The following is a 13,542-nucleotide window of genomic DNA, read 5'->3' as shown; positions in this document are numbered from 1 at the left end:
AAATCCACCGAACACTCATCACAGACATCAACAACCTCACCAACACCCCTTGACATCTATAGGAGCATCTTTCAGGACATCAGGTGTCCCGAAAGTGGCTTTCGCGACACGCTCAGCGGGCTACCCCCAGCGCTAAACATGCCGAAGGGGCCCCTCACCGCATCCGATGCGGTGAAGGGCCCCTTCGCTACATCCTATCCGGGGAAAGTCCCCTTCAGCCTTACAGCTCGTCGGGTCCGTAGCCGGGCATCTTGCCGGTCACCACGAAGATCATCCGGCGCGCGACCGAGACGGCGTGGTCGGCGAAGCGCTCGTAGAAGCGGCCCAGCAGGGTGACGTCCACGGCCGCGGCGACGCCGTGGTCCCAGTTCCGGTCCATGATGACCGTGAACAGGTGCTTGTGGATCTCGTCGACCTCGTCGTCGTCCGACTCGATCGTGCGGGCGGCCTCGATGTCCTTGGACTTGATGACCTGCTCGACCTGACGGGCCAGGTGCACGCCGACCTCGCCCATCTTGGCGAAGTCGCCCCGCACGGCCTCGGGCAGCACGGGGTCCGGGTGACGGCGGCGCGCGGCCTTGGCCACGTGCAGCGCCAGGTCGCCCATCCGCTCCAGGCTTTCCGCCGCGTGGATCGCGGCGAGGACGGTCCGCAGGTCGGTCGCGACGGGTGCCTGCAGGGCCAGCAGCGCGTACGCCTGCTCCTCGCATTCGGCGCGCGCGTCATCGACCTTCGCGTCGTCGCTGATCACCTGCTCGGCGAGTCCGAGATCGACCTCGAGCAACGCCCGGGTCGCCCGTTCCATCGCGTCGGCGACCTGGAGCGACATGCTCGCTAGGTTCTCGGCGAGCTGTTCGAGTTCGACATGGTAAGCCTCACGCATGGCCCAACCCTACGCCGGAACTGGGGCCAAAAGCCGCATCCCAGAGTGAACCTGACGTGAACCCGGACTAACGAATGATCCTCAGCCTGAGCTGCTGCTCTTCTTGGCGCCGCCGGACTTGGCGGAGCTGGTCGGAGTGGACGCCGTGTCGCCCGCGGGCGGCGCCGGAGCCTTCTCTTCCAGCGGGGTGTTGTTGATCAACGCCTCGAAAACGGCCTTCGACTTGCTCTGCAGCAGGACCTCGTTGCCGCGGCTGTTCGCCTCGCCGGTGGTGGGCACGGTGAGGAACTTGACCTTGTCCGATCCCATCCCGCGCATCGACTTCGCCAGCGTCATCATCTGCTTGATGCCGAGGTTCTCGCCGAAGGTGGCCTTGGCGAACGCGTCGATGAAGCCGCTGAGCTTGCCGGTGTCCAGGATGACGTCCTTCGACATCACCGTCTTCAGCAGCGCGCCGAGGAAGGCCTGCTGCCGTTTGATCCGGCCGTAGTCCGACGTCGGGTCGCCCTTGACGTGCCGCGCCCGGACGTAGTTCAGCGCCTGGTCGCCGGAGATCCGCACCTCGCCTGCCTGCGGGATGATCATGCCGAGCGTGCCGTCGTCGACCGGCTTCTCGTTGTACACGGTGACACCCTGCACGGCGTCCACCATGGATTTGAAGCCGTTGAAGTCGATCCCGACGAAGTGGTTCATCTTCATGCCGGTGATCTGCTGGATGACCTTCGTGACGCACTGCGGGCCGCCGACCGCGTAGGCGGTGTTCAGCTTCGCGATCTTCTGCGCCGGCGAGGTCTCTTCCGAGTACGACGACGTCGCCGGGTCCCAGCGCTTGCATTCGGGACGGCTGATCTCGAGGTCGCGCGGGAAGGACACCATGACGACGCGCTGCCTGTCGGCGGGGACGTGCGCGATCATGACCGTGTCCGAGCGGGCGCCCGGGGTGCCGTCGGCGTCGCCGACGCCGTCTTCGGCGGCCGCGCCGTCACGGGTGTCAGAGCCGACCATCAGGAAGTTCTCGTCACCGGTCTGGCCCGCGGCGTCCTGGATGTCGGCCGAGTCCTCGTCGAGCGAGGCGACGTTGTTGAACTTCGCGTCGAACCAGGTCTGGGCGCCCCACGCCGAACCGATGGAGAGGAACACGAGCGCGGCGACCACGGCGGCGGTGATCCGGCCTGCCTTGGCCGTCTGCCTGGTCTTGCGTTCCTTCTTCTCCTGCAGCCGGGTCTGCGGTGACGACTCCTCGGCAGGCTCGGCGTCGGTGGTCGTGACCACCCGCTGCAGTGCCGTGCGAGTCTGCTCCAGCAGCGCGGCGGGGCGGGAGGCGAGCCGTTCGCGGCGCTCGCGCTTCTTGGCCTCTTCGGCCTCGAGCTCGTCGTGCGCGGCGGAAAACCGCGCGAGCGTGTGGTCGATCTTGCGCTTGGTGATCGTCGCGTCGTCGATCGCCTCGAGCTCGTCGGTCATCGTGAGCCGGTCCATCTCGGACCGCGGCGGGACGCCGGATGGCGACGACGGCGGCTGTGGGACCGGTGACTGCTGCGCCGGCCGCTGCGCCGGGCGGCGGGGACGACGCGGGGGCGGCGGCACCGCGGGCTGCTGCTGCGCGCCCGGGTTCACCACCGGCGGGCGGCGCTGCGTCGGCGCTTCGGGACTGGGCGCGGCCTGCGAGGTGCGGCGCGGCTGGCGTGCGCGAGGCGGACGCGGGGTCTCGGTGGGCTGCGGGTTCCGCGGCGGCGTCTGGACCCGCGGCGTGGCGGGTTCGGCCGCACGAGGCGTGGGCGCCGGGCTTTCGACGGGGGCGGCCGGACGGGCACGGCGAGGTGCGGGCGGCTCCGTCCGGGCGGCGCGCGCACCGGGTCTCGGAGGCTCGGGTGACGGCTCGCTCTGCCGAAGACGGCGCGAAGCGGGCGCTTCGGCGGCGGGGTCGAAGATCGGGCGTTCACCGGTATGACGTGCGACGACGTCGGAAACGCTGATCCCGCCGTGGGTGTCCATCGAGCGGCGTCGAGCCCTGCGGCCGCGCTCACCGGCACTTCTGTCGGTGTGGCTGTGGCGACCGGTCCCCGGGTTGTGGTGCTCGTCGGGCACTCGGTCTCCTTTCACGCCTGGCGTCGAAGCTCTTTCGTTATCGTACGGACACCTCAGGTTCGTGGCGACAACCATCCCGGAATTTTCTTCACCCAAGGTACCGAGAAGCGCCGAACGGTCCATGCGATCGGGTGAGCGGTCGCCGTTAAAGCTGCGTTAAAGGTGCAAAGCGGCTACACAGAGTGCGACACTTGACCGAGTGAGTGGTTAGGCGCCCGGGGACTCCGCGGCGTTCATCGAATAAGGAATCGTCCGCGACGATTCCTTGTCCTGATAGGCCACTTTGTTTCGCCCCGCGCGTTTCGCCGTATACAACAAAGCATCGGCGCTGCGCAACTGCCGTTCAGGTTCCGGTACGAGATCCGGCTCCGCGCGGCTCTCGTGCGCGAGTCCCACGCTGATCGTCACCGAGAGACCGGGACGGATCCGGCGCCACGGATGGCGGGCCACCCGGATACGGGCGGTGTCGGCGATGCGCACGGCGCGGGCGGCGTCGACGTCCGGGATGACGAGAGCGAACTCCTCGCCTCCGTAGCGGGCGCAGAACGCCTCCGGCGGAAGCCCCTGCTGCAGCAGGTCGGCCACTTCGCGCAGCACCCGGTCGCCGACCAGGTGCCCGAAAGTGTCATTGACGTCTTTGAACAGGTCGAGGTCGACCAGGGCGATCGCGATCCCGGGCGGGCCGCGGTGCTCGACGGCCGGGCCGTGCAGCCACTGGTCGAGGTAGCGGCGGTTGTAGCTGGACGTCAACGTGTCCCGCAGACTGCCGGCCCTGGCGAGGTCGAAGGCGGATTTGAGGTGGTGGTACGCGCGTCGCCAGTCGCCCTGGGTGGCGAATGCTCCGGCGATCGACTCGTGGAGGCTGAGCAGATCGGTGGGCCGCGCGCCCGGTGGGAGCGCGGCCTCGTCGTCGGCTGCCACGCTCACCTCCGCCACGAATTGGTTTTCGTCGTATAGGAGGGAACTCTTGAGGTATGAGTACGGGCCAAAGTGAATATCGCTCAAGAGGACGACGGTTCGCCGCCATTGTCACGCACCGAAGTGCCGTTCTGTAAGGAGTAAAACGGCTCGACGTCTTTGAGCTGCGAAAACTGATCCTTCGCCCAGTAACTCACGTCAGTCACATCGTCATTCAGCAACAGTGCGTAATCATTCCAGCTCAGCCAGCGCCAGTCGCCAACTTCGTCCGGATGCGGTTCGGGATCGTCGTCGACCCAGGCGACGAAGACCGGGCAGAACTCGTTCTCGACCACGCCTTCGAACGGCGGCGTGGAGTAGCGGTACGCCGGAAGGACGCACCGGAGCCCGTCCAGCCGGGGCAAGCCGAGCTCGAAGGCGGCGCGGCGCCGGACGGCCTCCTCGATCGGTTCACCCGGTGCGGGGTGCCCGCAGACACTGTTGGTCCAGACCCGGGGCCACACCTTCTTGGTGGCGGCGCGGCTGGTGATCAGCAGGGCCTGGTCGCTGCTGCGCAACAGATAGCAGGAGAACGCCAGGTGCAGCCGGGTGTTCTCGTGGTGCGCGGCCAGTTTGGGCGCGGTTTCGCCGGTCGGTTCGCCGTCCTCGGTCACGTAGACGATGCGTTCGGTGTCCGCTTCGGTCATGTTGTTCATCGGACCCACTGAACCAGCAGGCTCGCTGTAACCGGTACCGCGACCAGAGTTACCCCTGTTCGTGGGATGAAAGGTGCTCGACGAGCAAAGAGGTGACGGCCTCGGGTGCCTCTTCCACCACCCAGTGGGAGACATCCTCGATCATCTCGAAGCGGTACGGGCCGGTGACCCGATTCGCGGTGTCGAGCGCGGCCGTCGAACCGAAGGCGGCGTCCTCGGTGCTCCAGATGTAGAGCGTCGGAACCTCGATCGGCCCGATCTTCCCGCCGGGGCGGCCGGCGCGGTACCAGTTGAGCGCGGCGGTCAGCGCGCCCGGCTCGGACAGTCGCCGGACGTATTCGTCGACCTTGCTCGGCGGCACCTTCCAGTCGAACATGCGGCGCAGCGCGTCGGCGTTGTTCTCGAGCATCCGCCGTTCGGTGACGCGGGTCTGCCGCCATTCGGTCATGTACGCCGACCGGAGATGCTGGTCCTCGTCGGTCTTCATGGCCTCCGCCAGCGCGGCCGGATGCGGCGTCGAAACGACGGTGAGACTGCGAAGCCTGCCGGGATGCGCGTCGGCCGTCCACCACGCGACGGCGCCGCCCCAATCGTGTCCGACGAGATCGAATTCGTTCCACCCCAAGCGATCCGCGATCGCGATGACGTCACCGACGAGGTCGTCGATCCCGTATTCGGACGCCTGTTCCGGCCGGACGTCCGGCGAGTAGCCGCGCTGATCCGGTGCCACCGCGCGATAGCCGAGTACGCCGAGCGTCGCGACCTGGTGCTCCCATTCCACCGCGGCCTCGGGAAACCCGTGCAGCAGTAGGACGGGACGGCCGTCTTCGGGGCCCGCCGCGATGGCGTCGAAGGAACCGGCCGCGGTGGGGATGCTCAGCTGCTCGATCACGACGCCGACTTTACGGGCCGCCGGTTTCGGGCGGGCGGCAAGGGATTGACGACGAGTGTCCGATTCGCATCTAATGACCCCGTGGCCGATCTTCGGCCACACTGGGGAAACTGGGGTAATACATGTCGAACAGTTGGAAGCGCCGGCTCGCCGCCGGCGCCGCTTCCGTCGCGCTCGCGGGCGGAATCGCCGTCACGGCGGCGAATGTCGCGGTGGCCGAAGAGGCACCGGTCTCGGTCGCCGGGGTCTGTGACGGGAATCCTGGCTGTCAGCTCGGGCCGTATTCCAGCCTGAGCAGTTGCCAGATCGAGCAGAGCAACATGGCCCGGTACTACACGATCACCATGCGGTGTTTCGAGGTCGACACCGGCCAGTGGAAGTTCGCCTACAAGACCAGGGGCACCTGAGTCGTGAAAGGAAACGCTCCCGCCGGTCCGACCGGCGGGAGCGTTTTTTCGTTTCAGCCCCCCGAGTGCATGTCCTCGGCCTCAGGGACGCAGTCGTCGTCCGGGTCGTCGAGCCAGCCGTGCGGCAGCGTGACCTTGCCCGGCGAACCCTGCCGCCCGCGCGGCCCGGTGGCCGCGCTGGGGAAGGGCGCGTCGTGGTCGAGCTTGGCGATGAGCTCGTCGAGCTGGTCCATGCTGGACAGCATCGCGAAGCCGCGTCGCAGTTCCGAGCCGACCGGGAAACCCATGAAGTACCAGGCCATGTGCTTGCGGATGTCGCGCATGGCCTTGTCGTGGCCGTCGTGTTCGACGAGCAGTTCCGTGTGGCGGCGCAGCACCTTCGCGACCTCTCCGAGATTCGGCGGAGTGGGCTGCGGGCGCCCGGCGAAGGCGGCTTCCAGCTCGCCGAACAGCCACGGCCTCCCCAGGCAGCCGCGTCCGACCACGACACCGTCGCAGCCGGTCTCGTCGACCATGCGCAGCGCGTCCTCGGCGGAGAAGATGTCGCCGTTGCCGAGCACCGGGATACTGGTGACGGCTTCCTTGAGCGCCGCGATCTTCGTCCAGTCGGCCTGACCGGAGTAGCGCTGCGCGGCGGTGCGCGCGTGCAGGCTGACCGCCGCCGCGCCCTCCGCCTCGGCGATCCGCCCGGCGTCGAGGTAGGTCAGGTGGTCGTCGTCGATGCCCACCCGGAACTTGACTGTGAACGGCACGCCCGCCTCGGCCGCGGCCTTCGCCGACTCGCGCACGATGTCGGCGAACAGCTTGCGCTTGAACGGCAACGCCGCGCCGCCGCCCTTGCGCGTCACCTTCGCCACGGGACAGCCGAAGTTGCTGTCGATGTGGTCGGCGAGACCCTCGCCGGTGATGATGCGGACGGCCTCGGCCATGGTCTTCGGGTCGACCCCGTAAAGCTGCATGGACCTGGGCTTTTCGTTCTCGCCGAAGGTCATCATGTGCATCGTGCCCGGGTGGCGCTCGACCACCGCGCGGGCGGTGATCATCTCGCAGACGTAGATGCCCGCGCCGTACTCCTGGCACAGCTGCCGGAAAGCGACGTTGGTGATGCCCGCCATCGGAGCGAGCACGACCGGCGGATCGACCTCGTAGGGACCGATCTTCAGGCTGGGCTTGCTCAGGGTGGCTGTCACGTCCTCCATTGTCGCCTGTGGTGTCTGTCACTCGCAGGTGGGCCGGTCTCCGTCGCCGATCGGAACAGGACGAGGGGTGGTCACGGTCCATTCCAGGGAAGCAGGCCTTCTCGTTCTCGTGAACTTCGTCTTCGTCTCTCCACACGGTCAGCTCGGGAAAGTCGAGGCTGTCGAAGTGCACCGATCGGACGCCTTCGAAGTCCCGATGCCCGGTTCGCGGCCGTGCACTCCGATCGATGTTCGAATTGTGACCGTGTGGATTTTGGGACGTCAGATGTCCCGAAATCCACACAGTGGCCGAGTTTTCACTCGGTCTGCACAGTCTTGCGGCGACGCACATTCGGGAGTCGGACCGTACCGATCGCGCGGGGGCGGAATCCTTAGGCTCGGCGGATGTCCGTGCTGCAGGCCTTCGCCGACGAATCTTTCAAAGAGGACGACGGCGGTGGCTTCTACGTACTCGCGGCGGCGGTCTTGCCTGTTGAGCGGCATGCCGAGCTGCGCAAGGTCATGTTCGGCATGCGGGCCGAACGCACGGGGAAACTGCATTGGAACGTGCTGACCGACGGTCAGAAGCGAGCGGTCGTCAAGCAGGTCGCAGACTTCGAGGAGCTGCACCTGGTAGCGGTGGGTACTCCGGTGCCGGCGCGACGCCAGGAACGCGGCCGTTCTCTGTGTATGCAGCGCCTGGTGATGGAGCTGCACGCGCTCGACGTCTGTCTCCTGGTGGCCGAGGGCCGCACAACCCAGCTCGACGCCCGCGACGTTCGCACCGTCCAGCAAAGCCGCTTTTCGCTGCCTCAAGGCTCCGCGTTTCGTGTTCGGCACGTTCGCGGTGCCGATGAGCCGCTGTTGTGGATCCCGGACATCGTCGCTGGGGCTGTCCGCGCTCGCAGACAAGGAATTCCCGTCTACGCCGACCAGCTGGGCGAGTGCACGATCGAACTGGAGGTCGACACGCGTGCCTGACCCTGGACATGCGTAAGGCCAGGGTCCCGGTATTCCCCGGGTGCACCTGGCCTTGCGACTCGTGTAACGCCCGCGGCGCCACACTCGGCGTCTCCCGGAACTGCTCGGGCGACTTGTCAAGCGTAGCTCATGAGCGTCAAGCGTGCTGGGCGCCGATTTCGGTAGCTTCGCTTCCATGAGCGTCCGGACCAGACTCGACGACCTCTACGCGCGACGGCTCCGCGCCCGCCTTCGCCAAGGCCCGCTGCCCAAGCACATCGGCGTGATCATCGACGGCAACCGCCGGTGGGCCCGCGCGATGGGTTTCGAGGACGTCCGCGAGGGGCATCGCCACGGTGCCCGGCACATCGCCCGGTTGATGACGTGGTGCGAAGGCCTCGGCATCGGGCACGTGACGGTGTACCTCGCCTCGGTCGACAACCTGACGAAGCGCGCGTCGCCGGAGATGGCCTTCTTGATGCAGGTGATCGAGGACGTCGTCCGTGACCGGCTCACCGTGCCGGGCGCGAACTGGCGTGTCGTGCCCGTGGGGCGTCTCGACATGCTGCCGTCGTCCACGGCCGAGGTGCTGAAGCGGGCCGAAGAGGACACCCGTGCTGCGACGGGACCCGAGTTGACCCTCGCGATCGGGTACGGAAGCCGTGAGGAGATCGCCGACGCCGTCCGCGATCTCGTGCTCGAAGGGGCGGCGGGGGGCAAATCCCTGGTGGAGATCGCGGAGACCGTTTCCGTCGACGCCCTTTCCGCGCATCTGTACACGGCGGGCAGTCCCGATCCGGACCTGATCATCCGGACCAGCGGCGAGGTCCGGCTGTCCGGATTCCTGCTGTGGCAGGCCAAGGACTCCCAGCTCTACTTCTGCGACGTCAACTGGCCGGGCTTCCGGTACGTCGACCTTCTGCGAGCGCTCCGGGTGTGGGCACGATCGCGATGATCACGCAGGTCGCGACCACATCGTCATCACGATTGAGTAGTGCTACGGATCCCTCGGCGGGCCTCAGGCCGCATGCTGATCGCCATGACCACCGATGGGGATGTGCTCCTCAGGCTCGCCGGGGAGATCGACGACCTTGGGGCCCGCCTCGCGCGGGTCGGCACGGAGCTGCGGACCGTCCAGTCCGGAGCGGAGCCGAAGCACGAAGAGGCGCCTGAGCAGGCAGAGCAGCCCGCCGCTCAGCAGACGGAGCAGCCGCGGCAGCCCGCCGAGCAGCAGGCCGAGCAGCCACAGGCCGAGCAGCCGCAGGTGCCGCACCAGGCCCTGCCCCAGCAGCCGCCTGTCCAGCCGCAGATGCCCCAGCAGCCGTACCCGCGCTACTTCACGCACCCGCAGCACCCCCAGTACCAGGGCCAGTACCACCAGCAGTATCAGCAGGCCCAGTACGCGCAGTGGCAGCAGCAGTACCAGCAGCCGCAGCAGCCTTACCGCCCGTACCAGCCGGCTCCGAAGGTGTCGCTCGCCGAGAAGCTGGGCAAGGAAGGCGCCGGCAGCAGGCTGCTGGCCTGGATCGGCGGCGCGGTCACGTTGCTCGGCATCGTGCTGTTCCTCGTGCTCGCGATCCAGCGGGGCTGGTTCGGCCCGTTGCCGCGGGTGATCGGTGGCGCCGTGCTCGGCGCGGCGCTGGTCGGGATCGGGCTTCGCCTGCACCGCACGCCGGCGGGCCGCACGGGCGCGTTCGCGATCGCCGCGACCGGGATCGGGGCGTTGTACCTCGACGCCATCGCCGCGACGACGATGTACGAGTACCTCCCCGCCTACGCCGGTCTCGCGATCGGGCTCCTGATCGCGGTCGGCGGGTTGCTGCTGGCCGTGCGGTGGAAGTCGTCGCTGCTCGCGACGGCCGTCGTGCTCGGCTGCGTGGTCTGCGCGCCGATCATCACGCAGGGTTTCACCCCGCAGCTGGTCGCGTTCCTGCTCGTGGTCCAGGTCGCTTCGACGCCGGTGCAGCTGCGCCAGTCGTGGCCGTCGGTCGCGGTCGCGGCCGGGATCCCGCCGCTGGTCGCGTCGGTCTTCAGCACGGCGTTCACCGGCCTCGGCGGCAGCACGGCCAACACCGCCGCCGCGCTGGCCGCGGGAGGCACCGGACTCGCGCTGGCCCTGATCGTCACCGCCAAGCGGCCAGGGGACGCCGCCGCGCTCGCCCTGCTCGCCGTCGCGCCCGCGCCGTCGTTGCTCGCCGCGTTGTTCCTGCCGAAGACCTCGGCAGTGCTCGTGACCGCGTCGGTCGCGCTGGTGTTGCTCGGGGTGTGGGCGGCCGGGCAGTGGCTCAACGGTTGGACGGGCGACCTCGCGGGCGCAGCCGGGCTCCTCGCGGCCCTGCAGACGACGATGACGCTGTTCGACGGCAGTGCCCGTTCGGCGATCCTCATCGGCGAAGGGGTTCTGCTGGCACTGGTCGCGCTGTGGACGAAGAAGCACGTGGCGCTCTTCGGAGGCCTCGGCTTCGCGGTCATCGGCGGCATGATCGCGCTCGTCTTCGACGTCCCCCCGACGCTCTTCTTCCTGATCCGGAACCGTCCGGACGCCGACCTCGCCGCCGCCTTCCTGGTGGCCCTCGCGATCTTGGCCGTCTCGATCACGCTTCCGTGGGTCTCGCACCGGCTCGGGCTGTTCAAGGCCGCGTCGGAGAACGTGGTGCCGTGGCTCTTCGCCGGGGTCTGCGGGCTCTACGGCGCGGGCGCGATGGTGCTGTGCGGCGCGTTGCTGGCGGTCCCCGGCCGTTCGGGTTTCCTGGTCGGCCACGTGGTGATCACGGTGTCGTGGACGGTCGCCGCGCTGGTACTGCTCATCCGCGGCATCTCGGCGGTCAACCTGCGGGTGATCGGCTTCGTGCTGGTCGGCGCCGCGGTGCTGAAGCTGGTGCTGTTCGACCTCTCCGCCCTCGACGGCCTGGCGAGGGTCGCCGCCTTCCTCATCGCCGGTCTGGTGCTGCTCGGCGCCGGGACGCGTTACGCGAAGCTCGTCGCGTCTCGCTGAGCGGACGAGGAAGAAAACCCGCCGGGTCGTGGTTGGTCGGTTCATGAGCTACCGACCCGACCCGCGGCTCGCCGAGCGGGCGAAGGAGAACGTCGCCTGGCTGACCACGATCAGCCCGAAGGGCCGCCCTTCGCCCCGCCCGGTGTGGTTCGTCCTCGACGGTGAGGATTTCATCGTCTTCAGCCGGCCGGACACGGCGAAGACCCGCCACATCGAAGCCAACTCCGAGGTCAGCCTCCACTTCAACAGCGACGAGCACGGGGGCTCGATCCTGGTGATCGGCGGCAAGGCCGAGATCCTGCCGGACGGTCTCGCGTCGGAGCAGCCGGGCTTCCTCGACAAGTACGAGAAGCACTACCCGGCGATCGACTACGACGTCCCGAAGTTCGACCGGGAGTACAACGTCCGGATCAGGATCCGGCCGGAACGCACCTGGGGTTTCTAGAAGCCGACGGTCACACAGGCCAGCCTGGCCCCCGCGGTCCCGGCGTGGCCCGGGTCGGTGTGCGTATGCGTTTCGTGGATCACGATCGAGTTCGCGCGCCGATCGGTGAACGTCCAGTCCACCTTGGACACGGCGACGCCGCGGCCGGCGGCGTCGGTGGTGAGGTCGAGCCAGATCTCGTTGCGGGGGTTGGCGTAGGCCGGATCCACCGACGGCTTCACCGGGTCTTCGACGTTCTGGTAGTGCGGTCCGGCGAGATCGCCGGTGGCGCCGCACGGCTTCGTGTGCGCGTGGGCGCCGTATTCGCGGTTGGGCAGCAGACCGGTCACGAGCAGAGCGGTCGAGGTGCCGAAGGCCTTGGACGTCAACCCGAAAACGTGCGCGCGGGCACCGGGCGGCACCAGTTCCGGTTTGTAGCTCGTGAGGCCGCTTTTGGCGGTGATCACGTGGACCCGGGAGCCGGGGGCGGCGGTGGCCGGCCCGGTGCCGGCGGTCAGGGCCAGTGTGGCCGCGGACAGGACAAGGGCGAGTGCGGGGACGGGGCGCATGCCCCCTTGCCTAGTCCGCACGACATCGGGCACGCCAGACAGATCACTCGGTCGGGCGATCATTCTCAAACTATGAGCAGGGAAAAGTGAGTAGCAACCCTCCGGATCGCACCTGGCTGGTCGCGGTCGCCGCCGCTCTTTGGGGTACCGACGGCCTTCTTCGGCTCCCTCTCGCCGAGGCGCTCCCGGCGGCCACGGTCGTCTTCTGGGAGCACCTGCTCGTGGTGCTCGTGCTGAGTCCGCTCATTCCCAGGGCTTTCCGCGCGTTGCGCCGGTGCGGTCCGCGGGAATGGCTGGCCGTGCTCGCCATCGGCGGCGGTTCTTCCGCGCTCGCGACGGCGATGTTCACCGCGGCCTTCAAACTGGGCGACCCCGTGACGCCGTTGGTGCTGCAGAAGCTCCAGCCGGTGTTCGCCGTGCTGGCGGCCTATTTCGTACTCCGTGAGCGGGTCCGCCCGGGATATGCCTTCTTCGCGATCCCGGCGCTGCTGGGCGCTTGGCTGCTGGCGTTCAAGGATCCGCTGAACATCCAGGTCGCCGCGGCGAAGGCGGCGCTGCTGGCGATCGGCGCGGCCGCGTTGTGGGCGGCGGGCACGGTACTCGGCCGGTTGCTCTCCACCGAACTGGCGCCGAAGGAGGTCACCACCCTGCGCTTCACCGTCGGGCTCCCGGTCGCGGCGGGCATCGTGGCGTACCAGGGCGGCCGGTTCGCGGTCGGCTGGGACAACGCGCTCGGGCTCGGCCTGCTCGCGCTGGTCCCCGGCCTGCTGGCGCTGAGCCTGTACTACCTGGGCCTGCGGTCGACTCCCGCCGCCAGGGCGACGCTCGCGGAGCTGGCCTTCCCGGTCACGGCGGCTGTTATCGGCGTAATGTGCTTGAACGCCGATTTGTCGGGTACTCAGTGGCTGGGCCTCTCCGTCGTGGTCGTGTCAGTGACTTCGCTCGGCTGGCATGAAAAGGTCAGGCGTCAACCGATGGTCTTGGAGCCGCCGCATGGTCGAGCACACCGGCGAGACGAAGAACGAACGCCTGACCCGCAACGTCAGTGAACTCCTGCAGGAGCTGCGGGTCGCGCAGGCCGGCGTCCAGATCCTCTTCGGGTTCCTGCTCACGGTGGTGTTCACCGACGAGTTCCACGAGGCGAGCGGATTCGAGAAATCCGTTCACCTGACGGCGGTCCTGCTCACGGTCAGCTCGACGGTGCTGCTGACGGCGCCCGCCGCGTGGCACCGGCTGCTGTTCCGCACCGGCAACCGTGAACGGATCCTCACCTACGGCAACCGTTCCGTCCTGGTCGGGCTCGGCTGCCTGGCGGCCGCCATCACCACGACCGTCGCGCTCATCGCCAAGGTCGTCTTCGGCCCGATCGCGATGGTGATCCTCGGCGTGGTGTCGGCGGTGCTGTTCGTCGGCATGTGGTTCGTCGTGCCGAAGATGATCGACCGCAACGGCGGCTGAGTTTCCGATCCAGCACGCGGTGCCCGCCGGGAACGCGTTCGACGTTCCCCATGGGACGAAGCGACCGAGCGGGGCAAG

The 13,542-nt window shown here is 68.2% G+C and carries 14 protein-coding genes; 7 read left to right on the top strand and 7 right to left on the bottom strand.

All coding sequences use genetic code 11. From position 1 onward, the window contains the following. Positions 1–220: 220 nt before the first annotated feature. From phoU to H074_RS36760, 5 genes are all read right to left on the bottom strand, one after another. Positions 221–883, bottom strand: a complete 663-nt coding sequence (phoU, locus tag H074_RS36780) for a phosphate signaling complex protein PhoU (RefSeq protein WP_007035179.1) — start codon at positions 881–883, stop codon at positions 221–223. A gap of 81 nt (positions 884–964) precedes the next feature. Then, a complete protein-coding gene (locus tag H074_RS36775; protein ID WP_007035178.1) occupies positions 965–2,359 on the bottom strand; it encodes an LCP family protein in 1,395 nt (464 codons plus the stop codon). An 816-nt stretch (positions 2,360–3,175) separates the two neighbouring features. Continuing rightward, a complete protein-coding gene (locus H074_RS36770; RefSeq protein WP_007035177.1) occupies positions 3,176–3,904 on the bottom strand; it encodes a GGDEF domain-containing protein in 729 nt (242 codons plus the stop codon). A gap of 65 nt (positions 3,905–3,969) precedes the next feature. Next, on the bottom strand, positions 3,970–4,581 hold the full coding sequence (idi, locus tag H074_RS36765; RefSeq protein WP_007035176.1) for an isopentenyl-diphosphate Delta-isomerase: 612 nt from the start codon (positions 4,579–4,581) through the stop codon (positions 3,970–3,972). 49 nt (positions 4,582–4,630) lie between these two features. Beyond that, positions 4,631–5,473: an alpha/beta fold hydrolase gene (locus H074_RS36760; RefSeq protein ID WP_007035175.1), complete on the bottom strand. Its 843-nt coding sequence runs from the start codon at positions 5,471–5,473 to the stop codon at positions 4,631–4,633. 122 nt (positions 5,474–5,595) lie between these two features. Between H074_RS36760 and H074_RS36755 the strand changes: the two genes are divergently transcribed. Continuing rightward, entirely contained in the window at positions 5,596–5,880 is a 285-nt protein-coding gene (locus H074_RS36755; RefSeq protein ID WP_007035174.1) for a hypothetical protein, read from the top strand. Positions 5,881–5,933: 53 nt separating this feature from the next. Here H074_RS36755 and dusB read toward each other — a convergent pair whose 3' ends face one another. Continuing rightward, complete coding sequence (dusB, locus tag H074_RS36750; protein ID WP_007035173.1) at positions 5,934–7,079, bottom strand: tRNA dihydrouridine synthase DusB; 1,146 nt, start codon at positions 7,077–7,079, stop codon at positions 5,934–5,936. A gap of 384 nt (positions 7,080–7,463) precedes the next feature. On the opposite strand from dusB, the gene H074_RS36745 reads away from it, so the two are divergent. The 4 genes from H074_RS36745 to H074_RS36730 all read left to right on the top strand — a co-directional run bounded on the left by H074_RS36745 (position 7,464) and on the right by H074_RS36730 (position 11,458). After that, complete coding sequence (locus tag H074_RS36745; protein WP_007035172.1) at positions 7,464–8,039, top strand: hypothetical protein; 576 nt, start codon at positions 7,464–7,466, stop codon at positions 8,037–8,039. 175 nt (positions 8,040–8,214) lie between these two features. Beyond that, complete coding sequence (uppS, locus tag H074_RS36740; RefSeq protein WP_039924374.1) at positions 8,215–8,973, top strand: polyprenyl diphosphate synthase; 759 nt, start codon at positions 8,215–8,217, stop codon at positions 8,971–8,973. Positions 8,974–9,045: 72 nt separating this feature from the next. Continuing rightward, positions 9,046–11,013, top strand: a complete 1,968-nt coding sequence (locus H074_RS36735; protein WP_039924352.1) for a DUF2339 domain-containing protein — start codon at positions 9,046–9,048, stop codon at positions 11,011–11,013. A 43-nt stretch (positions 11,014–11,056) separates the two neighbouring features. Then, on the top strand, positions 11,057–11,458 hold the full coding sequence (locus H074_RS36730; RefSeq protein WP_039924349.1) for a TIGR03667 family PPOX class F420-dependent oxidoreductase: 402 nt from the start codon (positions 11,057–11,059) through the stop codon (positions 11,456–11,458). Here the strand turns inward: H074_RS36730 and H074_RS36725 are convergent. After that, a complete protein-coding gene (locus H074_RS36725) occupies positions 11,455–12,006 on the bottom strand; it encodes a superoxide dismutase family protein (RefSeq protein ID WP_007035167.1) in 552 nt (183 codons plus the stop codon). The genes H074_RS36730 and H074_RS36725 overlap by 4 nt on opposite strands. A gap of 86 nt (positions 12,007–12,092) precedes the next feature. Between H074_RS36725 and H074_RS36720 the strand changes: the two genes are divergently transcribed. Further along, entirely contained in the window at positions 12,093–13,055 is a 963-nt protein-coding gene (locus tag H074_RS36720) for a DMT family transporter (RefSeq protein WP_007035166.1), read from the top strand. Beyond that, positions 13,000–13,464, top strand: coding sequence for a DUF6328 family protein (locus H074_RS36715; protein ID WP_007035165.1), 465 nt, complete (start codon positions 13,000–13,002; stop codon positions 13,462–13,464). The genes H074_RS36720 and H074_RS36715 overlap by 56 nt, the downstream gene beginning before the upstream one ends. Positions 13,465–13,542 lie beyond the last annotated feature (78 nt).

It is taken from the genome of Amycolatopsis decaplanina DSM 44594 (assembly GCF_000342005.1).
GTDB lineage: Bacteria > Actinomycetota > Actinomycetes > Mycobacteriales > Pseudonocardiaceae > Amycolatopsis > Amycolatopsis decaplanina.
Note: the sequence above shows the minus strand (reverse complement) of the source record. Positions and strands in the feature narration are given on the sequence as shown.